The organism is Nocardia tengchongensis (assembly GCF_054781395.1).
In genome coordinates, this window is sequence record NZ_BAAGUM010000006.1 from 1,921,872 (window position 1) to 1,947,299 (window position 25,428).

The 25,428-nt window shown below is 66.9% G+C and carries 23 protein-coding genes and 1 tRNA gene; 16 read left to right on the forward strand and 8 right to left on the reverse strand.

Translation table 11 applies throughout. The features are described from left to right. The first annotated feature begins 34 nt into the window (after positions 1-34). The 11 genes from ACYVKL_RS19970 to ACYVKL_RS20020 are packed head-to-tail and all read left to right on the forward strand — an operon-like array spanning position 35 to position 14,347. Complete coding sequence (locus tag ACYVKL_RS19970) at positions 35-5,320, forward strand: phage tail tape measure protein (RefSeq protein ID WP_379165267.1); 5,286 nt, start codon at positions 35-37, stop codon at positions 5,318-5,320. Continuing rightward, positions 5,317-6,237: a hypothetical protein gene (locus ACYVKL_RS19975; protein WP_379165268.1), complete on the forward strand. Its 921-nt coding sequence runs from the start codon at positions 5,317-5,319 to the stop codon at positions 6,235-6,237. The genes ACYVKL_RS19970 and ACYVKL_RS19975 overlap by 4 nt, the downstream gene beginning before the upstream one ends. Positions 6,238-6,287: 50 nt before the next feature. Further along, complete coding sequence (locus tag ACYVKL_RS19980) at positions 6,288-7,925, forward strand: Gp37-like protein (RefSeq protein ID WP_379165269.1); 1,638 nt, start codon at positions 6,288-6,290, stop codon at positions 7,923-7,925. Positions 7,926-7,973: 48 nt separating this feature from the next. Then, on the forward strand, positions 7,974-8,837 hold the full coding sequence (locus ACYVKL_RS19985; protein ID WP_379165270.1) for a hypothetical protein: 864 nt from the start codon (positions 7,974-7,976) through the stop codon (positions 8,835-8,837). Between the two features lie 2 nt (positions 8,838-8,839). After that, a complete protein-coding gene (locus ACYVKL_RS19990) occupies positions 8,840-10,252 on the forward strand; it encodes a hypothetical protein (protein ID WP_379165271.1) in 1,413 nt (470 codons plus the stop codon). Positions 10,253-10,273: 21 nt separating this feature from the next. After that, a complete protein-coding gene (locus ACYVKL_RS19995; protein ID WP_379165272.1) occupies positions 10,274-11,164 on the forward strand; it encodes a DUF1906 domain-containing protein in 891 nt (296 codons plus the stop codon). After that, entirely contained in the window at positions 11,161-11,412 is a 252-nt protein-coding gene (locus ACYVKL_RS20000) for a hypothetical protein (RefSeq protein WP_379165273.1), read from the forward strand. Before ACYVKL_RS19995 ends, ACYVKL_RS20000 begins: the two co-directional genes overlap by 4 nt. After that, positions 11,409-11,798 (forward strand): hypothetical protein, encoded by a 390-nt coding sequence (locus tag ACYVKL_RS20005; protein WP_379165274.1) that lies wholly within the window; start codon positions 11,409-11,411, stop codon positions 11,796-11,798. Before ACYVKL_RS20000 ends, ACYVKL_RS20005 begins: the two co-directional genes overlap by 4 nt. Positions 11,799-11,824: 26 nt before the next feature. Then, positions 11,825-12,229, forward strand: coding sequence for a phage fiber-tail adaptor protein (locus ACYVKL_RS20010; RefSeq protein WP_379165275.1), 405 nt, complete (start codon positions 11,825-11,827; stop codon positions 12,227-12,229). A gap of 13 nt (positions 12,230-12,242) precedes the next feature. Then, positions 12,243-12,848 carry a hypothetical protein gene (locus tag ACYVKL_RS20015; RefSeq protein WP_379165276.1) on the forward strand — a complete coding sequence of 202 codons (606 nt, stop codon included), beginning with the start codon at positions 12,243-12,245 and terminating at the stop codon, positions 12,846-12,848. Positions 12,849-12,892: 44 nt separating this feature from the next. Beyond that, on the forward strand, positions 12,893-14,347 hold the full coding sequence (locus ACYVKL_RS20020; RefSeq protein ID WP_379165277.1) for a hypothetical protein: 1,455 nt from the start codon (positions 12,893-12,895) through the stop codon (positions 14,345-14,347). 413 nt (positions 14,348-14,760) lie between these two features. On the opposite strand, the gene ACYVKL_RS20025 is transcribed toward ACYVKL_RS20020, so the two are convergent. Beyond that, the gene (locus ACYVKL_RS20025; protein ID WP_379165278.1) at positions 14,761-15,165 is read right to left on the reverse strand and encodes a hypothetical protein; all 405 of its coding nucleotides are present in this window, start codon (positions 15,163-15,165) and stop codon (positions 14,761-14,763) included. Positions 15,166-15,907: 742 nt separating this feature from the next. After that, on the reverse strand, positions 15,908-16,225 hold the full coding sequence (locus tag ACYVKL_RS20030) for a hypothetical protein (protein ID WP_379165279.1): 318 nt from the start codon (positions 16,223-16,225) through the stop codon (positions 15,908-15,910). Positions 16,226-16,527: 302 nt separating this feature from the next. Here ACYVKL_RS20030 and ACYVKL_RS20035 point away from each other — a divergent pair, with 302 nt between their 5' ends. Beyond that, positions 16,528-17,187 (forward strand): hypothetical protein, encoded by a 660-nt coding sequence (locus ACYVKL_RS20035; RefSeq protein ID WP_379165280.1) that lies wholly within the window; start codon positions 16,528-16,530, stop codon positions 17,185-17,187. Further along, on the forward strand, positions 17,184-17,564 hold the full coding sequence (locus ACYVKL_RS20040) for a nuclear transport factor 2 family protein (RefSeq protein WP_379165281.1): 381 nt from the start codon (positions 17,184-17,186) through the stop codon (positions 17,562-17,564). The genes ACYVKL_RS20035 and ACYVKL_RS20040 overlap by 4 nt, the downstream gene beginning before the upstream one ends. A gap of 49 nt (positions 17,565-17,613) precedes the next feature. Here the strand turns inward: ACYVKL_RS20040 and ACYVKL_RS20045 are convergent, their stop codons facing one another. The 5 genes from ACYVKL_RS20045 to ACYVKL_RS20065 all read right to left on the reverse strand — a co-directional run bounded on the left by ACYVKL_RS20045 (position 17,614) and on the right by ACYVKL_RS20065 (position 21,025). Further along, positions 17,614-17,799 (reverse strand): hypothetical protein, encoded by a 186-nt coding sequence (locus tag ACYVKL_RS20045; RefSeq protein WP_379165282.1) that lies wholly within the window; start codon positions 17,797-17,799, stop codon positions 17,614-17,616. Continuing rightward, a complete protein-coding gene (locus ACYVKL_RS20050; protein WP_379165283.1) occupies positions 17,799-19,094 on the reverse strand; it encodes a tyrosine-type recombinase/integrase in 1,296 nt (431 codons plus the stop codon). The genes ACYVKL_RS20045 and ACYVKL_RS20050 overlap by 1 nt, the downstream gene beginning before the upstream one ends. A gap of 5 nt (positions 19,095-19,099) precedes the next feature. Beyond that, a tRNA-Ser gene (locus ACYVKL_RS20055) sits at positions 19,100-19,184 on the reverse strand. Between the two features lie 65 nt (positions 19,185-19,249). Beyond that, complete coding sequence (locus tag ACYVKL_RS20060) at positions 19,250-19,684, reverse strand: MarR family winged helix-turn-helix transcriptional regulator (protein WP_357192342.1); 435 nt, start codon at positions 19,682-19,684, stop codon at positions 19,250-19,252. A 162-nt stretch (positions 19,685-19,846) separates the two neighbouring features. Then, a complete protein-coding gene (locus ACYVKL_RS20065) occupies positions 19,847-21,025 on the reverse strand; it encodes an alpha-hydroxy-acid oxidizing protein (RefSeq protein ID WP_379165284.1) in 1,179 nt (392 codons plus the stop codon). 289 nt (positions 21,026-21,314) lie between these two features. Between ACYVKL_RS20065 and ACYVKL_RS20070 the strand changes: the two genes are divergently transcribed. Next, a complete protein-coding gene (locus ACYVKL_RS20070; protein WP_379165285.1) occupies positions 21,315-22,307 on the forward strand; it encodes an NAD(P)H-quinone oxidoreductase in 993 nt (330 codons plus the stop codon). Positions 22,308-22,317: 10 nt separating this feature from the next. On the opposite strand, the gene ACYVKL_RS20075 is transcribed toward ACYVKL_RS20070, so the two are convergent. Beyond that, entirely contained in the window at positions 22,318-23,523 is a 1,206-nt protein-coding gene (locus ACYVKL_RS20075) for a cysteine desulfurase-like protein (protein ID WP_213558816.1), read from the reverse strand. Positions 23,524-23,866: 343 nt separating this feature from the next. Between ACYVKL_RS20075 and ACYVKL_RS20080 the strand changes: the two genes are divergently transcribed. Together ACYVKL_RS20080 and wzm are read left to right on the forward strand one after the other, a co-directional pair. After that, positions 23,867-24,460, forward strand: a complete 594-nt coding sequence (locus tag ACYVKL_RS20080) for a bacterial proteasome activator family protein (RefSeq protein ID WP_379165286.1) — start codon at positions 23,867-23,869, stop codon at positions 24,458-24,460. Positions 24,461-24,573: 113 nt separating this feature from the next. After that, positions 24,574-25,425 carry a galactan export ABC transporter permease subunit Wzm/RfbD gene (wzm, locus tag ACYVKL_RS20085; protein WP_455566202.1) on the forward strand — a complete coding sequence of 284 codons (852 nt, stop codon included), beginning with the start codon at positions 24,574-24,576 and terminating at the stop codon, positions 25,423-25,425. Positions 25,426-25,428 lie beyond the last annotated feature (3 nt).

The following is a 25,428-nucleotide window of genomic DNA, read 5'->3' on the forward strand; positions in this document are numbered from 1 at the left end:
GGTCTACTTCGACATCGTCAGCCGCATCGTCGGCATGGAGGCGGCAGCCACCGAGGTCGTGGCGAAGTCTGCCCGCGCGGGCGAGCAGGCCGGGACCGGATTCGCCGACGCCTTCAAGTCGAAGGTGCTCGGCGTCAGCTCGGGCATGACCGCATCGATGACCGCGCAGGTCAATTCGGCTACCTCGGCGCTGGAATCGGCATCGGCCCGGGTGATCAAGGCCAAGGACGCGGAGTCCGACGCCGCGGGTCGCGTCCGAATCGCCGAGTCCCAACTGAACGATGCGCGCCTGAAGTACGCCGCAGACTCGACGAAATTCATTGCCGCAGAAGAGAATCTGGAACGCGCCAAACGCAAGAACATCGCCGCGTCGGCTGATGTCGCGGCCGCGGCCGGCGCCGAGCAGCGGGCGCAGGAAACCCTGTCCGCGCGCCAGAACGAGGTCGCCGCAACGGCCGGCGGCCTCGGAATCGCCATGAAGGCAGCCGCGGTCACCGGCGTCGGTGCCATGGGCCTGGCGATGGCCGAGTCGATCAAGGTGGCCGGCAACTTCCAGTCCAGTCAAACCCAGCTCGTCACCACCGCCGGTGAGTCCAAGGAGGCTCTCGACTCAGTGTCTAAGGGCCTGCTCGACATGTCCGGGCAGGTGGGCTATTCCGCGCAGGAACTCAGCCGGGCCATGTACACCGTCGAGTCCGGCGGATTCCACGGCGCCGACGGCCTCACCGTCATGAAGGCGGCCGCCCAGGGCGCGGCCCAGGAGCACGCCGACCTCAAGGAAGTCGTCGACGCGGTCACCACGACGCTGCAGGACTACCACATTCCGGCGTCCCAGGCCGCGGTCGTGACCGGCCAAATGGTCGCTGCCGTGTCGCACGGCAAGACAACGTTCGGTGAGTTCACCTCGGCGCTTGGCCAGGTGCAGGCCTCGGCCGCCAGCGCGCACGTTCCGATCGACGACCTGTACGCCTCGCTGTCCCAGATGACGATCCACGGCATCTCCGCGCAGCAGGGCGCGCAGAACTTGAACCGCGCTATCACCACGCTGCAGAAGCCGAGCGCGGACATGACCAACTCGCTGGCCAACATCGGCATCAATGCCGCGGACCTCGGCGACAAGCTGTCCAGCAAGGGCCTATCCGGCACGCTCGAGGAAATCTCGCTGGCGATCATGAACCACATGGGCCCGGCCGGAAAGGTCATGGTCGACGCCTTCAATCAGAGCAAAGTCGCCGCCGACGACGTGGCCAAGGCATACGCGGCGCTGCCCGACAAGATCAAGCCCATCGCCGACCAGGTCAAGGCGGGCGCGATCAAGCCGACCGTGGGTGCGCTCGAGGGCGCTGGGCTGGACCTGAACGAGGCGAACCTCGTCTCGCAGTATGCAAGAGCAGAAGCGAAGGCCACCGGCTTCAACGCCAATCTCACGAGCCTGAAGAACAGCGACAAGACGTATCAGCAGATGCTGATCGCCGCGACCGGCAACCAGGAATCCGCCCGCGTCGCGGCGAATCTCACCGGCGACGAGAACGCCGCTCAGGTCACCGCCACCCGCGCCGACATCACTGGCACCGGCACCGAAGGCCCGAATGGCGACGTCAAGGGGTGGGCCGAGGTGCAGGACACGTTCAACCAGAAGCTCAAGGAGACCAAGGCATCGGTCGGCGCATGGGCGATCGAGGCTGGCGACCACCTGCTGCCCGTCGCGACGAAAGTCCTTGAGGGCGTGCAGGACGGGGTCCATTGGCTCGGTGAGCACAAGGCCGCATTCGCTTCCCTCGGGCACACGGTGTCCGCTGACGTGATGCCGCCAGCGCACCTGTTCATCGGGGTCATCAAGGAGACCGGGCACTGGCTCGGTGAGGGCGCGCACTGGCTCAAGGAACACAAGACCTTGACCAAGGACGTCATTCAGGTCGCTGTCGATCTCGGTGCGGTGTGGCTGGGCTGGAAGGCCGCGACAGGCACGTTCTCCCTGGTCAAGTCCGGTATCGGTGGGATCAAGGACGCGATCGGCGGCATCAAGACCGCCGCCACCACGGTGAGCGATACCTGGACCGTGATCAGCAACGGCGCGTCCGGCGCGGCCCAGACGGTCAAGGACTACTGGAACTGGACCGGGAAGTTCAAGGTCCAGGCGGCAAAGGATTTCGTGGCCACGAAGACCAGCGCGGTAGTCGAGTCGGCGCAGACCGCCGGTGCGTGGCTCATGCAGAGCGCTCGCGCCGCTGGCGCCTGGACGGTTATGAAAGTCCAAGCGGCGGGCGCGTTCCTCGCGACCAAGGCCAGTGCCGCCGTGTCGGCTGGCGAGACCGCCGCTGCCTGGATCGCCTCACAGGTGAGCGCCGGCGCGGGCTGGCTCGCCATGCAGGCACAGGCCGTCGGCGCGTTCATTGCGACCAAGGCGAGCGCGGTGATCAGCGCGGGCGAGACCGCCCTCGCGTGGGTAGTGCAGAACGCCAAGATCGTTGCCTCGTTCGTGCTCGTCGAGGGCTCTGCCATCGCGGCGGGTGTGGCCGAAAAGGGAATGGCCGCAGCGCAATGGCTGCTCAATGCCGCGATGGACGCCAATCCGGTCGGACTGCTGATCGCGGGTATCGCCGCGCTGGTCGCGGGCGTCATCTACGCCTGGAATCACTTCGACTGGTTCCGCAACGGACTGAAGGCGATTTGGGATTTCCTGTGGCGAGACCTGATCAAGCCCTACATCGAGGGAATTGTCGCCTACATCAAGATCTGGATCGAGATCGGCAAGTTCCTATACGAGCACGCGCTCAAGCCCGCTTTCGAGGGCATCAAGGACGGGCTGACCGCGGTTAAGGACGGATTCGGTCACGCCGTCGACTGGATCCGGGACAAGTGGGGAACGATCGAGAAGATCGTGGGTACGCCCGCGGTCGCGATCGTGGATCTGGTCTACAACGACGGAATTGTCAAGCTGTGGAACGGAATTGCCGATGTCTTCCACCTCGGCAAATTGAATCCCGTTGATACATCGAAGATCCCGCACTACGCCACGGGTGGTGTGCACGGCGTGATGTCCGGCTACAGCCCGGGTGTCGACGACCGCCTCATCGCGGTTGGCGGCGGCGAGGCCATCATGCGGCCGGAATGGACGCGCGCCGTCGGCTCGGACTACGTGCACGCGGCCAATGCGGCCGCCCGCTCCGGCGGCGTCGGTGGCGTCCGCGATTTCCTGGGCGGCGTCCCGCATTTCGACCTCGGCGGCATCGTCGGCGACGTCGTGGACTGGGCCAAGGACGCCGTGACCGGTGCGGTCGATGCCGCGAAGTTCACGGCGCGGCTGGCCACCGACCCGCGCGCCGCGGTCACCGACCTTTTCTCGGGCGTCCTCGACAAGGCCAAGGGCACCCCGGACGGCGGCAGCGACGGCGGCACCTCGACATGGCGCGACATGCTGATCGGGATCCCGTCGCACTTCGTGCACTCGGTGATCGACAAGGCCCTCGCCTTCGCCAAGTCCGCGCTCGGCATCGGAGGCGGCGCGACGGTCGACGGCACCGGCGCGAAGCAATGGGACCAGGTCATTGCGCAGGCGCTGCAGCTCGAGGGCTTCCCGACCACGCAGCCCTATGTGACCGCGGCCGAAGGCCAGATCATGACCGAGTCGTCGGGCAACCAGTACGCGGTCCAGCAGATCAAGGACGAGAACAGCGGCGGCAACGAGGCGCTCGGCCTTGTGCAGGTCACCCCCAAAACAGCCGCATGGCTGGGGCTCTCGGACCTGGGCGGCGACATCTACGACCCGCTGACCAACCTCAGGCTCGGTCTGCGCGAGCTCAAGGCGCAGCACGGCGGCGACCTCCTCGGCTGGTGGGGCAGGGGTCACGGATACGCGTCCGGCGGCATCGTTGGGAAGTCCGGCCCCGAGGTCGCCCGCGACACCGTGCGCGAACACGCCTCCACGCCGTACGTCTGGGGCGGCAGCGACCTCACCGTCGGTGTCGACTGCTCAGGTTTGGTGGGTGACGCGGTCCAGCTCGCACAGGGCGTCGCGAATCCAACCGCGCGCCTCGGCGATACAACCTCGATGCTGGCCGGCCAATGGCCTGGATTGATCCGCGGCGCGACCGCGAGCGACATATTCGCCATCGGCGCCAACGCCGACCACACCGCGATGACCATCCTCGGCACGCCGATCGAGGCTCGCCAGCGCGGCGAGAAGATCCGGTATGGATCGTCCGCAGTCGGTGCGTTCGATCCTCAGTTCAGCGCCCAATTCCACGTGGACCCCAAGACTTTCAATCCGGTCTACGACCCGAACGCCAAGAGCACCCAGACCAAGGCCGAGGCGGCGGCGCAGAAGCTGCGCGACGCCGCGGACAAAGCCGACGCGACAGCCGCGAAAGAGGACAAGGCCGCAGTCGACCACGACAACAAGGCCGCGGACTGGGACAAGAAGGCCGCGCACGCCCAGGAACTCGCCGACAAGACAATCGGGTCGGCCCGCGAGAAGCACCTCGCCGCGGTCGCTGATTACCAGGCCAAGGCGAAGGCCTCGCGTGAGGCCGCGGACAAGTCGCGCCAAGAGGCCGACAAGCACCGCAAGACCGCGAGCGAGGACCGGCAGAAGGCGCTCAACCCGACCACCACGACGAACTCGAAGAACGGCAGCAGCGACTCCAACCACTTGATGACCTTCCAGGAGTTTGGCGAGAAGGCCGGCGGAATCGCCGCGGGCGGGCTGCTGGAAACGTTCGGCCTGAAAGACACCCTGCTGGCGGATCCAAACAAGTCGCCCCTGCTGAAAATCGGGTCGGCGATGACCGGCCTGAAGGTCCAGGGCCAGCCGGTGTTCGTCAATCCGCTTGCGCCGCTGACCACGAACGCCAGCCCGCAGACCCAAGCCGCACCGGCCACCAGCGAGGCCCCCGGATCGGTCGAGGCCCCGGAATCCACCGAAGTGCCCGAGTCGACAGAGGCCCCGGAAATCGATGCCTCGCCCGACATTTCCGCCGACATCGATGTCGACGCGGACCCGGGCACGCAGGCGATGCCCGACGACCTGCAGCCCTCCGACCCGGACGCGCTGTCCAACGACCTCGACGCCACCCACGACCTCGGCGGCCTGCTGCCGCCCGGTCTCAGCATCGTCAACAACAAGACCGGCGGCCACGAGTACGTCGTCAACCCGAAACTCACCCCGGCCGAACAGCCGTCCGGCGCGCTCAACTTCGGCCGCTCCGCGCCCGTGCTGCACATCGAGCACTGGCACGCGGCCGACCCGTCCGGCGGTCAAGCCGACGCTCGGGCCATCGCCCGCGAGATCGCCCCGTACGCAGGATCGATCGCCCGATGAGCACACTGATCACCCCCTCGTCGCCGCCCTCGGCGTGGGCGCTGCAATCGCTGCTCTCGGGCGCGGACTCGATCATCACCTGGTCCGGATCCGACGGCGGCCTGTGGCCGATCTCCGGCGGCATGGCGCCGATGCCGCCCGCCGAGGGCGTGCAGCTGGTCGACATCAAGGGCATGCATGCGCCGTTCAAGCATGTCGACCAGCAGGGCGCACACCAGGACGGCGTCACAAACCTGGACACCACATATGACGCGCTCGAGTTGGACATGACGCTCACGATCTTCGGACGCGATGCCCGCGGCCGCCGCAGAGTTTTCCGGGAATGGCTCGCTGGATGGGAGCCCCGGAAGAACGGCCGGATGGTGTGGTTCACGTCGGACCTCGGGCATTGGTGGCTCGACATGCGCTTGTTGCAGGCCCCGAGTGATGCCATCAAAGCTGGTGACGCGGCGTCGATTACGACGCAGTGGGCTGCTCGTTCGGACTTCTCGTTCTGGCAGTCGTTCGACTCGGTCTCGACCAAGCTCATCGCCTCGAACTCGACCACCCTGGCCGATCCGGCAGGTAAGGCGCCAGCCAATTTCCTGCAGAACTGGAACCGCGGCGACCAGGACGGTTGGCCAGTCATGCTTCTGCAGGGCCCGGGCACGTTCACGATGGGCGACAACGGTGGCTCGCGGCGAATCACGTTGCCGCTCAATGTCGGTGAGCTCGCACGTGTGACCACGATCCCGAATCGTCGCACGGTCGTCGAGGTGAACACGGGCGCGAACATCTATTCGCGCCTGGTCGGCCGGTTCTCCACACCGGTGCCAGCGGGCGCGGTGGTACGCAACCCGATCACTGTGACCGGCGCGCAGACCGGCGTGACGTCGGCGCTCAGTTGCCTTACTCCCTGGCGGCGCTGGCCGGAATGACCGGGCCTATGGATCTGACGCAGACTCCAGCTTGGGCTGCGCTCGACCGGGTGAATGTTCTTGCCGCGCCGCAGGATCAGCCCGAGGGTCGCGGACAGTTCATTGTCACGTACTACGACAACAGTGGCCGTCCGCTTGGGGAGTGCGGCGACTATATCTCGGTCACGTTCACCCCGAAACGCAACGGGATCGCCGCGGGCACCATCGTCCTCAAGGACTCCGACCCGATGGTGTCGGTAGCGGAAAACTGCTGGTACACAGTCATCCCAGTCACGATCGAGCTCGCGTCGGGCTGGCGGTGGTCGGGCCGAGTCGACACCAGCTCCGACGATGTCGTGCGCGGCGTCGGTACGGCCACGCTGCAGCTGATCAGCGATTACTGCTGGTTCTCGTCGCTGCTCGTGTTCCCTGCGTGGTGGATGCCGATCGAGGCGCAGATTCCGAAAGAGGCCGTGTTCGTCGGTCCGGCGATCACCAATATCAAGGAATTGGTGGCCGAGCAGATCCTGCGGCAGTCCGGATTGATCGGTGCTGCACTGGAATTCGCGGGCAATATCCTCAACCCGCCCGCCTACCTCGGGTCGCTGCTGGACTTCTACGGTCTGCCGCTGGTCGTGGTACCGACCAATCCCTTGACCGACACCAGCAAGTGGACCTCCATCACGTGCAAGATGACCACGGTCGCCGCCGCGGTCGAGCAGACCCTCAAGGACTGCGGTCTGGTGCTGACGGCAGACCTGTGGCTGCCTGGCGACCCGCAGCCCGCAGCCGACTGGGGCATCATCCTCACCGATCCCGTTGTCGTCATCGACGTCCGGGACTACTCCGGCGTGACCGGCCTGACCGGCACGATGCTCGATGGCCTCATTGGCGGTGTCATCGACCTGATCGACACCGTGCTCGGCGAAATCCTCTCCCTCGTCGCCGGTGCGAACGTTTCCGATAGCAACAGCACCGACGCCACCAACCCGTACGGCAACGGCATCCTCGCGCAGCTGCTCGGCATCGATGCCAAACCACCGTGGGTGATCTACGAGGACGGCCCGCGCTCAGGGATCGAAGAATCCCACGTCACCGCGCACTCGCCACTTGCCTATCGAGTCGTGACAGGCGGAAAGAGCCCCGATTGGGTGAACAAGGGCATCGATCTCGTGCTCGAATACGGGCTGAGCCTGCTGCTCGCCGCGTTCGGCGCCAGCGGCATCTCGTCGACGCTCTTGGATGGGTTGTTCGACAACGTTTTCCTCGCATACCAGCAGCTCGAGGACGAGGCGCGCCGCATCAAGCTCGGCAAGTTCGGCCGGCCGGAATTCTGGGCACAGGGCGGCAGTGCCGCCTACACCCTCGACTCGCAGGTCATCCTCGAGGGCGCCCTGTGGGATACCCGCGGCTACCACAGTTTTCAGCTCATCACCCAGGACGGCTACCCGTATTCGTTCGGTGGCGAGCTGTTCGGTCAGCACTACGGCGACTACGGAATCGGGTTCCCGGTCAGCTGGGTCCGCAAGGGAAAGATCTACACCGACTACTGCACCGAGGCCACGCTCACCGACGACCGCACTCACCGCGTCGCGATCACCGCGAAGGTCGGCGACCAGTCGGCCGTCGAATCCCCGTGGGCAAAGCTCATGCGCCGCATCGGCTCTCTCTACGACATCGTCAAAGCCGCCGCCCTGGCGCAGAACTGAGGACATGAATTGACCACGCCCACACTGGTTTTGAACCCCGATGGATCGATGACGTGGACCGGCACCGTCTACCTCATGAACATCGACGACATCGCCAAGACCGGTGTCGCCACCCTCACCCTCACCCCCGCCGGCGGGTGGGGAAACCTGCCGGTCCTCGCCCAGGGCGCGCCCGGCCTGCCGCCGGTCATCGACTCGGTCTCGGTCAACACCCTCGACCCGGCCACCGTGCCGACCCCCTCACAGTCCGCGACCCTCAACCTCGTCGACCCGGGCGGCCCCGGACAGGCCGCGCACTACACGCTCACCCTCAACCTGCTCAAGGGCGCGACGGGCACGACCGGCGCGACCGGGCACATCCTGGGCAGCTCTGATTTCTCGAACTCGCCAGCCAACGGTCAAGTGCCGGTCTACAACTCGACCGGCGGACAGGTCGCTTGGACCACGATTCACCCGGTCACCCCGTACTACGTGCTGCCGGGCACAGCGTTCACGGCGTTGTCGGAATCCGCTTCCGGCGCACGCGACATCGTCGCCGCGATCACCATTCCCGCGCAGACCTACAACTACCGGCCGCGTATCTCCGGAGACCTCGAAGTGACCGGCGCGGTCGGCATGCGCATCGACGCCGAGGTGCGAATGAACACCCAAGCCACCGCCGACGCCACGATCTCGACCAGCGGCACACTCATCGGCTACGGGCGCGGCGCCGAATCCGCGCTGGCCGTACACCTGGGAATCACACCGTATTTCGGTGCCGCGATGGCCCCGACCGACAGCTCGCCCGCCGCGGTCGTCACCGCGGGCACCGTGCAGCGCATCGTCCTCACCGCGGTCCGCCAATACGGCTCGGCCGCCTGGACCACCTCGCAGACGCTCGGCGAGCTGCGCATCGCCCTGGACGCCGTCTAGCAATGGCACTGAGCCCGCAGTTCTTCTCTGGCGTCGGCGAAGCCATGAAGGATCTGCTGCTGGCCAACGTGTGCAGCGCGGTCGGCGGCGTCGACATCAACATCTTCGGCGTCGACTTGATGCCGTTTGCGTTCCTCAACGACTGGGCCGCCCAGCTCCGCGCCGATGCGAACACCGCCATCCACAACAGCGTCACCATCGCCTCAGGCATCAACGGCGGATCCTCCGATCCGACGAAGGTGGCCAACACCGTCGGCGGCATCCAGAACAACATCGCCGCGAACTCAGCGGCCATCTCCGCGCTGCAAACCCAGCAGCAGCAAAGCCAGGTCGGCGGCGCATCGGTCTCGGTGACCTGGAACGACACCCAGCTCGGCAACATCGGGCCGGGCTGGACGCTCGGCGGCCAATCGACTGCGTTGTGGGCTGAGGGCAACGGCGTCGCCGGTATTCAGCCGGACAACCACTACGGCAGCGGCGTGCGGTGGGCGCTCAACACCACGCCCATGATGACCTCCGACCACCAGGTGACCATGGTCGCTGGTACCGCCGGGTCGACACAGGCGATGACCTCGCTGCTCGTGCGGTGCGCGACCGACCTGTCATCGTTCGTCTATCTGAACGTCTACCACGACCACGCGTACCTCGGATATGGCAGCTGGAACGGCAGCAACTACACCTTCCACGACTGGACAGACATTGCTCTGGGTGGATTGGCGGTCGGCACCTCGCTCACGCTGCGCGCTGAGGGGCAGAACTACACCGCCAGCCTCGGCGGCAGCACGCTGCTCGCGCACACCGACTCCGCGGTCCCGCCGACGGTCAGCTCGTCGAACGTGCGCGTCGGCATGTTGTCGGGGCAGTTCGTCGATGCGTTCGGCTCGGCATTTACCGGCTGGGACATCAAGTCCTTCGCGGCCGCCGACGTATCCTCGCCGCCCGTCGTCGGCACTGGCTGGTCCATCTACCAATCGACCTCCAGCCAGGCGCTGCCCGGCAGCGGCTGGACCACGGTCGGATCCAACACCTTCGATGTCATCCGCCAGCGCGTGAATGTCACCATCCCCTCGCTCGGCCTCGGTGTGGTCACCATCCAGAAATCCGGCTGGTACAGCGTCGCGTTCACCGCGACGCTCAACGTCGGCCAGGTCACCGCGGCCGCCGGGCTGTTCTACCAGCCTTCGGGCGGCTCGTCAGGCCTGGTGCGCCAAGGAGCGCGCGTCGACGGCGGCGGTGGTGGCGACAACACCTCGAACTACACCGTCAGCGTGGCGAACGTGCTCTATCTCAGCGCGGGCGACCAGGTTTCGCCCGCGATCTTCACCGGCATCGGTAGCGGCACATTGACCGGATCCGGGTCCTCCGGCGTCGGTTACAAGACCTATTTCGAGGGCGCGCTGCTCAACAGCGCCTGACGATTCGAAAGGAAACCCACCATGGTTCTCGGGCTCGACTACGCCGGTGGCAGACCCAACGCCGCCGAAATCCGTTCCTGCGGCTACGGCTTCGTGGTCCGCTACCTGTCCGACGGCGGTCCCGGTCTGCCCGGCAAACTGCTCACCCCTGACGAGGCCGACGCGCTGCGCGCCGCGGGCGTCGACATCGTCGCCAACTGGGAAACCACCGCTGACCGCATGCTCGACGGCCACGACGCCGGAGTCTCCGACGCCACCGCCGCCCTGGCGCAGGTGCTCGCCTGCGGCGGCCGCCGTGACCGGCCGATCTATTTCTCGGCCGATTTCGACGCCGCCCCCGAGCAGCAGGACGCGATCAACGAGTACCTGCGGGGTGCTGGCGAGGTGCTGGGCCCGCAATGGGTCGGCATCTATAGCGGCTACTGGCCGGTCTCGCGCGCCCTCGACGCGGGCGCGGTCCGCTGGGCGTGGCAGACCGACGCCTGGTCCGGCGGCAACGTCGAGGCCCGCGCCCAGCTGCACCAACGCATCGAGCAGGTCGACATCGACGGCGTCTCGTGCGACGTGAACGAATCCCGCGCCGACGACTACGGCCAATGGTCCGCCACCACACCCGACCCGACCCCTCAGGAGCCACCCGTGTTCGATTCCGACCGCATCGCCGATGTTCGAGAGCAGCTGTGTGGGCAGGGATCCCGCGACCCGGGCCAGTACACCGGATGGGCACAGCTCGGCCAGGACGCAGGCGGCAACGATCGAACTGTCGTCGATGCGCTCGCCGCAGTGGTCAATGACATCGCGCTCCTGAAGTCGTACGCCAAGGCGATTGCGGCCAAGCTCGGCGTCGACATCGCCGAGGTGTTCCCGGCAGTCGTCGTTTCCAAGGCCGGCCCGGAGGTTGTGCAGCCGTGAGCATCTCGCAGTACTCGAAGACCGCAATCAGCATTTCCGGGGGTGTCGTCGCCTGGGGCACCGAGACCGCCGCGCTCCTGGAGCTGGTGCCCGACAAGCGCGCGGCCGCGGTCGCCGCCGCGCTGCTGCTCGTCGTGCACACCGCGCAGTCATTCGGCGTGTGGCTCACCAAGAACGAGCCCGCGCTCGAGCACGTCGTCGCCGAAGCCGAAGCGGCATTCGCGCCGGACCACGGCGCCGCCTCATGAGCTGGACCTCAATCGGACAGACGTTCGCTGGAATCCTCGGCGGCGCAAGCGGTGTCGAGGGCATCCGCTGGCTGCGCGGCCGCAGCGGTGACAAGGCGCAGACCAACGTCAACCACGCGGTGAGCCTCAACCAGCTCGCACAGACAGTGTCGAACCTGACCACATCGTCAACGGAGCTGAGCGCATCGCTGTCGGATGTACATAAGCGTTTGGACGCCGCCGAGGAGGAGCTCGGCCGCCGCCAGCAGGCCCAGTCCAGGCTAGAGAACCTCTTTCGCCACGCCATCGAAGTGATCCGGGACTTCATGGATATTGCGCGTGACCACGACATCCCGGCTCCGGAGATGTCGGACGAGCTGCTCGACGAGATCGCCAGCCGCACCTAATGTCCTCGATCCTCATAGTCCGCGACGTGCTCGCCGCGGACGGATCCCGCATGCCCACCCAAGGCATGATGATCGACTCGGCCGACCTCGCGCGGTATCAGGCGTACGGCTGGCGGCTGCCGTACGGCGCTCCCGGAATCCCCGCGACCGCCGACCAGCTGTACGACGGATTCACCAAGAGCCCGACCGACATTGAGCCCTGGACCTTCGACTGGTCCTCGGACCTCGCCAGCGGCGAAACCATCACGGCGAGCAGCTTTCTCGCCATTCCCGGCCTCACCTTGAGCTCGGCCGCCCACACCGGAACCACCGCCTCGATCTGGGTATCGGGCGGGACTCTCGGCACCACCTATCTGGTCACCAACCGCATCGCCACCAGCACTGGCAGGCAAATCGACTGGTCGTTCCAGGTCACCATCACCCAGCAATAGAGAGGGAATTCCCATGTCCGACGACGTTTTCGCCTGGTCCGCAGTCGCCGAGGTGCGCAAGTACTTCGCCAACACCGTGCAGGCCATGATCGCCCACGTCGGCCGCGAGCCGCTCGGCCACGAGATCGAGGATCTCGTCGCCCGCGGGCGGTTCGCGCCCGACGAGGTCCACGTCGAGCCCGGAAACTTGCTCACGACTGCCGGCCTCGGCCGCATCACCTCGCTGCTCGAGGGCAACGGCGGCGCCGTGTTCAACAACGCGCAGGCCATCATCGGCGTCGGATACCACGGCGGCACCAGCACCAACGACGCCGCGGTCACCGACACCGCGCTCGCGGGCAACGGCTCGACCACGACCGCCTACTACCAGGGCGCGGACAGTGGCTACCCGACCCAGACCGGCGGAACCCTCACGGTCAACAGCACATTCGGCATCAACAACGGCAACTTCGGCTGGTTCGAATGGTGCCTCGGCATCGCGACCGGAACGCTCACCCCGGGCGGCACGCTGGCCTCGGTGGGCACCTCGCCGATCATGCTGAACCACAAGATCGCCAGCCTCGGCACCAAGGCATCGGGCGCGATCTGGACCCTCGCGGCGACCTGCACGATTTCCTGAACCGCAGCAGCACAGCGTGATTCGGACGGCGAGAGGGGCGTGACGTGGCGATAGCCCTGCGCGGGACGGCGACGACCGGCTCGACCACGATCACAGCCCCGACCGGCGTCGCGAACGGCGACGTGCTGATCATGACCGCGATCGCGGCATCAGGCACCACAATCACCGTGCCAACCGGCTGGACCACCGTCCGCAACGTCACCGGGACCGGCACGTTCTCAAGCATCCGCCTTGTCGTCGCCTACTTCGTTTGGACCACCGGCGCGGCGACCAGCTGGACTCTCACCGGCGCGACATACAACGCGTGCTCGGCCTATTCGGGTGTATCGAATGGGACGCCGCTGCTCGTCGAGAACTACACGACCGCCAACGCCAGCACCATCACGACGCCGACGGTCAACAACACCAACGGCAGCGCGTGGCGCATCGCCGCATGGGGCGTGAACAACAACTTCAACGCTTCCATCTCGGCCTGGACCACATTCAGCCCGGCCGACACCAACCGCGGCAGCTCGAACTCCACGACCTTCGCGCTCGCGCTCACCGATTCCGCCGCCGTCATCTCCACCGGAAACACCTCGATGGTCGGCACGGTGCCCGACACGGCCCCGTCGAACGGCCTATCTGCCGCGTGGATCGGCATCCTCAACCCGAGCGGCGTATCCACCCCGAGCAGCGATACCGCCACCGGCACCGACACCGCCGGGGTCACGCTGCCGAACGCAGAGAGCGGGACTGGAGTCGACTCCGGCACGGTCACCGCGAGCGCCTTCGGTACCGAGACCAGCACCGGCGCCGACACTGCGCAACTCACCACCAAGGCCACCGAGAGCGCGGCCGGCGCAGACGCGGCAGCAGTGACCACGCCCGTCACCGAAACTGCAGCCGGAGCCGACACGGCAGTCGTGCGACAGCAGCTCGGCGACACCGCGGCCGGCACCGACGCCGCGCAAATCACCAACCCAACTGCCGAGAGCGCGGGCGGCGCAGACGCGGCGGCGGTGACCACGCCCGTCACCGAGACCGCTGCCGGGGCGGACGCCGCAGTCGTGCGACAGCAGCTCGGCGACACCGCAGCCGGGGCCGACACGGCAACCGTCTCCGTGTTCGTGGGCGCGGCACCCGACACCGGCACGGCCAGCGATTCCGCCAACCCCATCATCAGAGCATCCGAGACCGCGGCCGGATCCGAGGCCAGCGCGGTCACCGCGAGCACCCCGGCAGCCGATCTCGCCACCGGTGCCGACGCTGCGGCCGTCGCAATCGTCCGGCCCACCGCGGATTCCGCGACTGCGGTCGATGCTGCGGTTGTCCTCAACAAGCTCACCTCGACCGACACCGCGGCGGCCACCGATGCGGCGACGCTGCGGCTCGCCACTGCGGACTCGGCCGGCACTCTCGACAGCGCCACCACCCGACACGCCGGCCAAGGTGTCCCGGCGCGGCTGCGGCTGATCAAAGTCATTCCGCGGCTGCCGGTGTGGACCGGGCCGCGTTAGCGTTGAGCGCTGCCGGAGGTCAGGCCCCTCATGAAGCCACCCGCGAAATCACTGGGATCGGTAGTGTCGTCGCTTCGCTGATTGAGCCACGGTCGCGGCGTGATCGTGATCTGCCATAGCCCACGACCGCTGTTCCCGGGTACCTGATCGCACGTCGCGGTATCAGCAGTGGTGTTCCGCGTCGCCGCTTCCTGAGCGCGAGCATCAGCGGCGCACGCCGCATACGAGGGATAGACCTCACCGTCGTAGGCAGCAGACGCGATCCCCGTTCCGGCCCCAGCGGCGGCTGCGAATAGGACGGCCGCGCAAACGATCTTGCAGAGCATCAATTCTCCTGAATTGTTCAGTGATTGGTCAGCGGCGCGATGGGAACGGCGGCCAGTAACGCGGCTGCCGGTGTGGACCGGGCCGCGCTAGTTCGCGGGAATCTTCCAGCAGTCCGGATTGCTCGCGCCGTCGAGCATCACCGCCACCATGGTCGGGCTGACCGTCCCGGTCGGAAACGGCGGCGTCATCTCGAAATCAGCGACATAGTGCGCATCCTGCGCGCCTGGAGGCACATGGCACTGGGCGCGCTTATCCGCGGGTACGCAGCTGCCGCGTCCATCGGTGCCGTGCTTTTCGAACACGCCGCCGATATCCGCGCACGAAACCCCCGCCGGGACTGCGGCGCCAGGGTCCAATGGATCCGCTACCGCGCTCGTCGAAAGCGCGGCCGCCGGTGTAGTTGCGCCGGCTGCGGTGTGGTCGTCGGACCCGCAGCTGGTCGTCAGCAGTAGCGGCAGAGCGAGGACAGCGAGCAGGGCGGCAGTCTTCATGGATTCCCCTTGTGCGGTGGCGGCGATGGCCGCCCTGTCGTTACGCAGTCGCCGACCTACTGAGATGCGGAAGCACTGCCGGTGGCAAGCAGTTGAGCGAGCCCTTGGGCGCTGAACGGGGATGCGCCGCTCTCGCCGCGAAGGTGGTAGTCGACGACGTACGACTCGCCCTGCAGCAGGATGCAGTCAGCGGTGTATCCGGCGTTCCGGTACGACCGGGCAGTGTCCTGACATGCCGAGTAGCCGTAGATGATTCCAGTCCGGTCAGCGGACGCCGTGCCCGTTGCCGCGGTAGCGATTCCGATTGCGGCCAGACATGCCACAATTCCAGCCCGCGCAATGCGATTCATAGCATTCCCCTTTGGTGTTTGTATCCGCGCGATATGCGCGCGACCCCCCGACTGGCCGTGAGGCTACAGCCGAAGCGACGGCCCTTTAGCAAACACTTGGTAAATTGGCATCAGATGTCACACGGTTGGCACGGACATCGAAAGACCCCCGGTGCAAGCGATGAGACTCCAGTAGGTTTGCGGCGCAACTGAAGAGGCACCTGCCGGGGGTCTTTCTGTGGAGCAAGGGGAATGTCCTTACACGCACCTCCCTTCGGGGTCCCGAGCATCGAAGTGGCCTAGTTCTCCCCGAGATATCTCCGGCGACCGCCTCAGCGTCCATCGGCGCGGCCAAACCGCCCAAGTCAGGACCATTACGGGCAATCCGATCGCGAAAGCCAGTCCGAGACCGATCATTTCCGCCTCCCCTGTTGCGCGAGCGCCCACCGGGCGAAGGACATCCGCGGTAGCACGCACTCGACGTCGACGAGCGACAGGAGCGCGTTCAGCATCAGCGGATCAAGATGTTCCGGGCGCGGAATGATCAGCGCATCGACGTCGGCCTCGCGCACTACGTCGACGAGCGGAATAGTCAGAACCTCGGGCGCCCACTCCAGGCGGTAGCCGAGATGTCGGGCGAGTCTTCGAATCTGAGGCCGATCCCAGTCGGGCGTTTCTGTCACGCCGATATCGAGCCATCCCAATGCTGTCGGTTGTGTCCGCATCGCCATCGCCTGCCCCTTGGTCGATTGGGTAGCCGCGCCGCCGGGGAACTCTTGGGGGCAAGCAGCTCGACCCGGGCGGCGGGGCTGCATCGATGGTCCGGCGCGGCGGTGTGGATTCACCATTGCGCCGCGGTGGAGTATCAAACGCTCGGAAAGTTCACGAAAGTACATACTCGACAAGGATTTCGGCGTACTTTCCCAGCATGAGGGGCGTGGGGAAGTGGACGGGCGTCGAGTCGCACGCCCTTCAGCAGGCCGTAGGGGACACCGCCGAGGCCTTCGCGGAGAAGGTCGGTGTCACCGCGAGCATGCTGTACCGGTGGCGGCGTGCCGGAGCGCACGCGAGGTTGCGGCTGGCCAACCAGGCGCGCCTGGCTGAGCTGCTCGACAATCTCGACGACGGGCAGCTGCGCCGATTCTGGGATGCGGTCGCAGCCAATCCGATTCCGCAGGATGCCGACGAGGCGCTGATCGGGCCGTCGCTACCGCCGGCCGCGATCGCAGGCTGCTGGGTGACGGCCTACAAATTCGACAGCGTGCGGCACCATGCCGATATCGCCGTGATCACCCCGCAGGGTGGCCGGCGGATCACGGCCGCAAACTGGCCGCCGTCGCCGCGCAGCGAGGACCAGGCGGAGGGATTCCGCAACCAGGTCGAGGCCGAGCTGTATGGGCGGCATCTAATCGGCCAGTGGCGAAACCTGAGCGACAGCTACTATTTCGGCTCCCTTCACCTGTCGGTCATGCCAGGCGAGATGATGCTCACCGGCTACTACACCGGCTTTCCGCACGACATGGAAGTTGTTGCGGAACAGTGGAAATGGGTGCGCATCGAGCCGTCCTCGCTGGACGGAATCGATCTCGCCGCCGTCACCTTGCAAGCACCGGCATTGATCTACGCTCTGCTCCAGGACCGCAGCCACACGGCCGGTCCGATGACGCTCGAGGACATCACGGAGGCACGATGACCCTGACCAAGCAGCACGTCCGCGACGTCGTAGATATCTACATCCGGGCGTGGACCAAGCAGGACCCCGATCTGATCCTGTCGATATTCACCGAGGACGCGACCTACCACGAGCGCGTGCTCGGCGAGCCGATCGCCAACCATGACGGCATCCGGGACTACTGGCAGTCGAAGGTGGTCGAGTCGCAGTCGAACATCGAGTGCGAGCTGCTGAGCCTGTATGTCGATGGCGAGACCGCGATCGTGGAATGGGAAGCCCGCTTCGATGACCTGGTCCGAGGCATCCGCAAGCGGATGCGCGAGGTCGCCCTGCTGGAGTTCGACGGCAAGCTGATCCGGAGCCTGCGCGAGTACTGGGCCTCGGAAACGATCAACTGACCGGACGCGCCGCGCCGGATAAGGATCCCCGCGCGGCGCGTTCTCGCGTCTACGGTGCGGCAAGCCGTATCTCGGCGATCCAGCCCATGAGCTCGGCGCGCAGCTGGCCGCGCTCGCTCAGCAGCTGCGTTGCCGGGTCGCTGGATTCGCGCACCGCGGTGGCCCGGGCGTGGTCGAGGATCCAGCACAGGCGGCGCTCGACATATCCGGCACGTCTGGTCCGCGGGCCGGTCATCAGGCCGCGCCCCTGCTACCGACAACGACCAGACGCGGCGGCGTCCCGCCCGGGCTCGGCTGCCCGCCGCTCAACATGGCCGACATCGCCGACGCAGCAGCGGCTCCGGCCTGGCGGTCGAGGTGTCCGTAGCGGTCGATGGTGGTGGTGATGCTTTCGTGCCCGAGGTGGGCCTGAATTACCGGCAGCGGGACGCCGGCACTGATCATCCAGCTCGCGCAGCTGTGCCGAAGGTCGTGCGGCCTGGGGTCCTTGCCGTTCAATGCCGCTTCGGCCTTCCGCACGGCCGGTTTCCACACGGTGTGGTAGTAGGGGCCCGACCGCATGGCCTTCCCGCGGGTGTTCAGGAACAGTCGCTCATTGGGCGCGCGTTTCAAATCCAATTCGGCCAGCGTCTCGGGCGGCAAGTTGATCGTGCGGATCGACTTCTTGGTCTTGGGCAGACCGAGCTGCCACTGATTGCCGCCCTTTTGGCGGGTGTCCTTCCATGCCTTGTCGATTCGGCATGTTCCGGCACGCACGTTGACATCACCGACCGTGAGCGCAGCAGCCTCGGAGAATCGAGCGCCGCTGGTGACCAGGAACAGCGTGAACGGCCGCCAGCGTTCGGGCATGGCGTCCAGAATGGCGCGGAACTCGTCGACTTCGAGGAACGTCATTCGCGGAGCATTCGCCCGCGGCAATCGCGTCGCCGCGCACGGATTCGCCGGAATAATCTTCCGAATGGTCGCGACAGCCAGTGCCGCAGACAAGAATCCATGCTTGTTCGCGACCGTCTTTCCGGACGCGCCCGATGCCACCAGGCCTTGAATCCAGCAGGCCACTACGGCATCGGTGATTGCGGTGACCGGCAGCGCGGAAATCGTCTCGTCGAAGTCGTTGCGGACCATGGCCTTGTAGCGGTCGATGGTTCCCGCTTCGACGCCGGTGAGGCAATCGATGTAGGTCAGCAGCCACTGTTTCAGCGTCGGCGTGCCGTCGGCCTGGACGCCGAGCTGGGCGTCGAGGATGGCTATCGCCTCGGTCGAGCCGACCTTGTCGAGGAGCTCTTTCCAGCGCAGCGCTGTCGCGTGGTCATCCCACGAGCGTGAGGCTTGTTTTCCGTTGTGGCGGAACAGGATCTGCGTGTAGGTGGACGTGTCGGGCCGGGTACGCACTCTGAAGCTGGACATGTGGCTGGTCCTTGCCTGGTCGGAACTTGGCTGTCCACCGACATCTCCCCAGATGCGTTTGTTGACCGCTGTTGTTGACCAGAGGTCAGGGCCAGCTAGAAAACCAGCCCTGACCTGCTGCAATTACGCGGAAGCAGAGGGATTTGAACCCCCGGTCGCTTTCGCGACGCTCGCTTTCAAGGCGAGTGCATTCGGCCGCTCTGCCATGCTTCCAGGCGGACTGATGGTAACTGATGGCGCGTGCGGTCGGCTTCCCACTTCGGGATCGAGGTGGGCGGTCACTCGGGATCGGCGGCCGGGCGGGTCTCGGCGCGGTGATCGGCGGCCTGGTTCACCAGGTCCAGCGCCGCGGCCACGGCGGCCAGCTGCTCGGGTGTGAGCAGATCCACGAAGAACCGGCGCACCGCGGCCACGTGCCCGGGGGCGGCGGCCCGCAGGCGGCGCAGGCCCTCGTCGGTGAGCTGGGCCAGCACGCCGCGGCCGTCGTCCTCACACGCGCTGCGGCGGACCAGGCGCTGGGCCTCCATGCGGCGGATCTGATGGGTGAGGCGGCTGCGGGAGGACAGCACGCCGTCGGCGAGGTCGCTCATCCGCAGCGCGCGGCCGGGGGCCTCGGAGAGCTTCACCAGGATGCGGTATTCGGCGAAGGACAGGTCGCAGTCGCGTTGCAGCTGCCGGTTGAGTTCGGTCATGAGGCGCTGGCTGCCGTCCATGTAGGCCCGCCAGGCCCGCTGCTGCTCCGGGGTGAGCCACCTCGGTTCGCGCCCGTTCCGGCCGGCGGCCACCGGCTCGTTGTTGTGACGGCGTGTGATCGTGAACTCCTCGGCTCGGCGACCCCCGACGGCCCCCAGCTGAATTCCTCCGCGTCGCGGGGCCTAAACGCGGTAGGAAGAGATCATGGTGCGGCTCAGGTCGTGCAAACTCGTGCAGCCCGAAAGCCCCATCGCCGCATCGAAATCGGCGAGCAGGCAGCGTAGGGCGTGGCGTACTCCGTCGAGGCCTGCCAGGCCCAGGCCGTACACCCAGGGGCGGCCGTAGAGGACCGCCTTGGCGCCCAGCGAGAGCGCGATCATCACGTCGGAGCCGGTGCGAATCCCGGAGTCGAACAGCACGTCCACCCGATCGCCGACGGTGGCGACGATGGTGGGCAGCGCGTCCAGCGCGCCGACCGCGCCGTCCACCTGGCGGCCGCCGTGATTGCTCACGATCACCGCGTCCGCGCCCGCGTCCACCACCTGGCGGGCGTCGTCGGGGTGCAGCACGCCCTTCACCGCGATCGGCAGCTCGGTCCAGTCCCGCAGCCGGGCGATGTCGGCCGGGCGCAGCGCGTGATTACCGAACAGCCCCGACCAGGTCAGCACGGCCGCCTGCATCGCCTCCTCGCTCTCCTCCGGCGGGGCGCTGAGCTTGGCCCGGAAGACCGGATCGGAGAGATAGTTGGCGATGCCCTTGCCGTGCAGGAACGGCAGGTGCCCCTGCTGCAGGTCGCGCGGTCGCCAGCCCAGCGCGGGGGTGTCGGCGGTGACGACGATGGCCTTGGCCCCCGCCTTCTCGGCGCGCTCGACGAAGGAACGGGCCAGTTCCATGTCGTTGGGCCAGTACAGCTGATACCACCAGGCGCCGGCGCGCGCACCGGCCTCCTCGATGGTGGAGGAGGCGGCGGTGGACAGGCACATGCCGATGCCCAGTTCCTTGGTGACCTCGGCGACCAGGGTCTCGCCGCGTTCCCGCAGCAGGCCGAGCACACCGACCGGGGCGGTGAGAATCGGTGCGGCCAAACGGGTTCCGAGCACTTCGACCGAGAGGTCACGCACCCCCGGCCCGGTCGCGCCGCGCAGCACGCGCGGCAGCAGACGATACTTCTCGAAGGCGCTCAGATTGGCGTGCGCGGTGCGCTCGGCGGACGCGCTGCCCGCCACATAAGCGAAGGCCGCCGGATCCAGCTCTTCCCGAGCCCGCTCTTCCAGGCCCGCCGCGGTCATCGGAAGCGATGGGACGATCCCCGCGAGGCCGGCCAGATAGATCTCGTTCTGGAAGTCGACGAAACTGCTCATGCCCGGGAACGCTAGTACCTTCGACCTCGCCGCGGAGGGGGTCGAAGATACGGGTTGTCAGCGGTTGCGGACGCGGACCAGGGCGCGGGGGGCGTCGTTCGCGATGAAGCCGGACATCGCCATGGCAGCCAGGATGATCATGCCGCCGAGGACGGTCAGTGTGGTGATCAATGGAATCTCCTTTCGAATCCGTCCACTCCACGGTGCCGGTAGAAGCTGAGAGGATGCTGTACCGCGCCCGAGGGTGGCCTGACAGTAATCGGTGCGGCGCGGTCGTAGGCTCGTTTTCATGTATGCGGTGACACTTGACGGTTTCGGTGGGCCCGAAGTCATGAAATGGGCGCAGGTGGACGATCTGCCCGCGCCAGGACCGGGCGAAGTGGCGATCGACGTGGTGGCCGCGGGGGTGAACCGCGCGGATCTGCTGCAACGGCAGGGTCTCTATCCCCCGCCACCCGGGGCGAGTGAGGTCCTGGGCCTGGAGGTGTCCGGTCTGGTCGCGGAAGTCGGTCCGGGCGTAAGGGATTGGCGGCCCGGTGATCGGGTGTGCGCGCTGCTGTCCGGCGGCGGGTACGCGGAGCGGGTGATCGCGCCCGCCGGCCAGGTGTTGCCCATCCCCGAAGGGCTGGATGTGGCCGCGGCGGCCGCGCTGCCGGAGGCGGCGGCGACGGTCTGGTCGAACCTGGTGATGACCGCGGGCCTGCACAGCGGGCAGTTGCTGCTGATTCACGGAGGCGGCAGCGGTATCGGCACGCACGCCATCCAGGTGGCGCGGGCGCTGGGCGCGCGGGTCGCGGTGACCGCGGGGTCGCAGTTCAAATTGGACCGGTGCGCAGAATTGGGCGCGACGGTGCTGATCAATTATCGCGAGCACGATTTCGTGACGACGCTGCACAGCGAATATCCCGGCGCGGACATCATTCTCGACAATATGGGCGCGGCCTACCTGGAACGCAATGTCGCGGCGCTCGCCGAGGACGGGCATCTGGTGATCATCGGCATGCAGGGCGGGGTGACCGCGGAATTGAATCTGGCTGTGCTGCTGGGCAAGCGGGGCGCGATTCACGCCACCAATCTGCGCCGCCGGCCCGAGCACGGGCGCGGATCCAAGGCGGAGATCATCAGCGAACTGCGCCGCCACCTGTGGCCGCTCATCTCCGACGGCACCGTGGCGCCGGTGGTCTCGGCCGAGGTTCCGGTGACCGACGCCGCTCGGGCGCATCGGCTGCTGGACTCCGACGAGACGGTCGGCAAGGTGATCCTGCAGATCCGCGAGGTCTGACCGGAATCGGCTAGGTGTCGAGCGCGGCCAGCGCTCGGCCCAGCTGGTCGATCTCGAAAGTCGTTGTGTAGGGCGCGAGTCCGATGGTCACGGCGCCGCCCTCGTCGTTGACGCCCAGGGCGTCGAGCAGGCGGCTGCCGCCGTGCGAGCCGCTCAGCGTGCCGATACGGGCGTCGGCCAGCTTGGCCGAGACCTTCTCCGCCTGCATGCCCGAGATGGTGAAGCTCACCGTCGGGATGCGGGTGGAGGCGCGGCCGATGACGGTCAGGTTGGGGATGGTGTCCAGCACGGCCATCAGGTGCTCGAAGAGCTGGTCGTGATAGTCCTGCAGCGAGGTGATCGACATTTCCAGGCGCTCGCGACGGGTGCCGGTGGCGCGCTCGTCCAGCGCGGCCAGGTAGTCGATGGAGGTGGTGAGCCCGGCCAGCAGCGCGTACTGATGCCCGCCCACCTCGAGCCGTTCGGCGCCCTTGGCATAGGGATTCAGCGACATGGACGGGATCCGGTCCAGGAACGCGGGATCACGGAAGACCAGCGCGCCGATCTGCGGGCCGCCCCACGCGGGTGCGCTCAGAGCGATCACGTCGGCATTGAGTTCGTCGATGTCGATGAGCGCGTAGGGCGCGGCGCCGAAGCAGTCGGCGACCAGCAGACCGCCGACCTCGTGCACCCGGTCCGCGGCCACCCGGACCGCGGGCGCGGAGCCCACGATGGGCGAGGCGGCGGTGAGCGCCACCAGCCGGGCGGTGGGTCCGATCAGCTCCTCGAACTGCCAGGCCGGCATCTCGCAGGTCTCGATCTCGACCTCGGCCCAGCGCACGTGCGCCCCATAGCGATTCGCGATGCGCAGCCACGGCGCGACATTCGCCTCGTCATCCAGGCGCGACAGCACGATCCCGGTGCCCAGACCCAGCCGGGAGCTCAGCGATTCGGCCAGCCAGGCCAGCAGGACCGCGCGATCCGGGCCGAGCACCACGCCCGCCGGATCGCCGCCGACCAGATCGGCGACGGCCTCCCGCGCGGCCTCCAGGATCGCGGCGCTGCGCTTGGCCGCGCCGTGCCGATTGGAGTGCGAGAAGGCCGAGGTCCGGAAACCTGTTGAGACGGCCCGGGATACCGAATCCGGGACCAGCATGCCCGCTTGGGGGTCGAGGTGGATCCAGCCGTCGCCCAGGGACGGTATGAGGCCCCGCACCCGTGCGACGTCGTAAGTCATGTTGGCCACTCTAAAGGGAGAGGGCACGGCTGGGTAACGGTAGGGATGGAAGCGACCTCACAGAAACGGACGACCTGCAGCTACCGAACAAACTGGACGGGACGCGGTGTTCAACTGCCCCTCCGCTCCGCTCCGGGGCAGGTTCGCGGCCCCTAGGTCCCGATTCTTCCCTCCTCCGCTCCTCCGCTTCGCTCCCCCAAGGCGGAGGTCTATCAAGCCGCAGTCCAGAATCGGGACGGCCGCGAACCGCTGGGTCTTGTCCAACTTCGCGGCGGGTCATCGGAGCGTTACGAACAGGGGTGGCACTTAGCGGGTTCGGCCGGGATTCGGCAGGATGGGAGACATGACGCAATCCGATGGGGTTCCGGAGCACATTGTCGTAATCGGACCCGAGGGAAAGCCGCTGTTCATCCCGGCGGCGGCCCAGATCGGCGGCGAGCCGGTGGAGATCACCGGACAGGTTGTCGGTGACGATCATTCGGGCATTCTGGACGACTCCGAGAAAGAGGAGTCGCTCGCCGACATGGTGGAGCAGCCCGCCAAGGTCATGCGCATCGGCACCATGATCAAGCAACTGCTCGAGGAAGTCCGGCACGCGCCGCTGGACGACGCCTCCCGCACCCGGCTGCGCGAGATCCACCGCACCTCGATTCGCGAGCTGGAGACCGGCCTCGCGCCCGAACTGCGCGAGGAACTCGAGCGGCTGGCCCTGCCCTTCACCGACGAGACCATCCCCTCCGACGCGGAACTCCGCATCGCCCAGGCCCAGCTGGTCGGCTGGCTGGAGGGCCTGTTCCACGGCATCCAGACCGCCCTGTTCGCCCAGCAGATGGCGGCCCGCGCCCAGCTCGAGCAGATGCGCCAAGCCCTCCCGCCCGGCATGAGCTCCGGCGACCCCCGCGGCCAGCAGAACCCCGGCGGCGGCCAGTACCTCTGACGGCTCCCTGCCGCCGATACATAGCGGTCGGCGGCAGGTTCCGCGCGCAAAGCGAATGCCATTAGATAGGGTCGGATGCTGTGCCTGCTGCTGCTCCCCCCGACTCGGCGACGATAGACGTGCGCCCGGACAATGAACCGGTGCCGTTCGTGTCGGACTCCCAGTCCTTCGGTCGCGCGTTCAAGGACTTTCGCGACGGGTTCTCCCAGCGTGAACTATGGCTGGCGCTGGGCTGGCAGGACATCAAGCAGCGTTATCGACGGTCCGTGCTCGGACCGTTCTGGATCACCATCGCCACCGGTTTGCAGGCGGCCGCGATGGGCGTGCTCTACGCCACACTGTTCGGGCAGCCGCTGAGTTCGTATCTGCCCTACGTGACAGTGGGTTTGATCGTCTGGAATGTGATCAATGCCAGCATTCTGGAGGGCTCCGACGTCTTCATCGCGAATGAAGGCCTCATCAAACAGCTGCCGTCGGCGCTGAGCGTGCACGTGTATCGCCTGGTGTGGCGGCAGTTCCTGTTCTTCGCGCACAACCTGATCATCTATGTGGTGATGGTGCCCGTCTTCGGCATCTGGCGGCACCTGCACTGGACGGCGCTGCTCGCGATTCCGGCCCTGGTGCTGCTGTTCCTCAACGCCATCTGGGTGACGATCGTGTTCGGCATCTTCAGCACCCGCTACCGGGACCTGGCTCCGATCCTGGGCAGCACCACGCTCATGCTGTTCGTGCTGACCCCGGTCATGTGGAAGACCTCCGCGCTGTCGGGCGCGGCCAGCGATCGGGCCAAGCTGGCCGAGCTGGTGCCGACGTTCCACTATCTCGAGATCGTGCGCGCGCCCCTGCTCGGCGACCCGATCCACCTGCGCAGCTGGATTGTGGTGGTGGCGATCACCGTTGTCGGCTGGATTGTCGCGATACTGGCTATGAAGAAGTTCCGTTCCCGAGTCCCCTACTGGGTGTGAAGG

Coding starts and splice junctions, on each gene's coding strand:
- ACYVKL_RS19970 (WP_379165267.1), top strand. CDS start 35: ATGGAGGCGGCAGCCACCGAGGTCGTGGCGAAGTCTGCCCGCGCGGGC.
- ACYVKL_RS19975 (WP_379165268.1), top strand. CDS start 5,317: ATGAGCACACTGATCACCCCCTCGTCGCCGCCCTCGGCGTGGGCGCTG.
- ACYVKL_RS19985 (WP_379165270.1), top strand. CDS start 7,974: ATGACGTGGACCGGCACCGTCTACCTCATGAACATCGACGACATCGCC.
- ACYVKL_RS19990 (WP_379165271.1), top strand. CDS start 8,840: ATGGCACTGAGCCCGCAGTTCTTCTCTGGCGTCGGCGAAGCCATGAAG.
- ACYVKL_RS19995 (WP_379165272.1), top strand. CDS start 10,274: ATGGTTCTCGGGCTCGACTACGCCGGTGGCAGACCCAACGCCGCCGAA.
- ACYVKL_RS20005 (WP_379165274.1), top strand. CDS start 11,409: ATGAGCTGGACCTCAATCGGACAGACGTTCGCTGGAATCCTCGGCGGC.
- ACYVKL_RS20015 (WP_379165276.1), top strand. CDS start 12,243: ATGTCCGACGACGTTTTCGCCTGGTCCGCAGTCGCCGAGGTGCGCAAG.
- ACYVKL_RS20025 (WP_379165278.1), bottom strand. CDS start 15,165: ATGAAGACTGCCGCCCTGCTCGCTGTCCTCGCTCTGCCGCTACTGCTG.
- ACYVKL_RS20030 (WP_379165279.1), bottom strand. CDS start 16,225: ATGGCGATGCGGACACAACCGACAGCATTGGGATGGCTCGATATCGGC.
- ACYVKL_RS20035 (WP_379165280.1), top strand. CDS start 16,528: ATGCTGTACCGGTGGCGGCGTGCCGGAGCGCACGCGAGGTTGCGGCTG.
- ACYVKL_RS20040 (WP_379165281.1), top strand. CDS start 17,184: ATGACCCTGACCAAGCAGCACGTCCGCGACGTCGTAGATATCTACATC.
- ACYVKL_RS20045 (WP_379165282.1), bottom strand. CDS start 17,799: ATGACCGGCCCGCGGACCAGACGTGCCGGATATGTCGAGCGCCGCCTG.
- ACYVKL_RS20060 (WP_357192342.1), bottom strand. CDS start 19,684: ATGGACGGCAGCCAGCGCCTCATGACCGAACTCAACCGGCAGCTGCAA.
- ACYVKL_RS20065 (WP_379165284.1), bottom strand. CDS start 21,025: ATGAGCAGTTTCGTCGACTTCCAGAACGAGATCTATCTGGCCGGCCTC.
- ACYVKL_RS20070 (WP_379165285.1), top strand. CDS start 21,315: ATGTATGCGGTGACACTTGACGGTTTCGGTGGGCCCGAAGTCATGAAA.
- ACYVKL_RS20075 (WP_213558816.1), bottom strand. CDS start 23,523: ATGACTTACGACGTCGCACGGGTGCGGGGCCTCATACCGTCCCTGGGC.
- ACYVKL_RS20080 (WP_379165286.1), top strand. CDS start 23,867: ATGACGCAATCCGATGGGGTTCCGGAGCACATTGTCGTAATCGGACCC.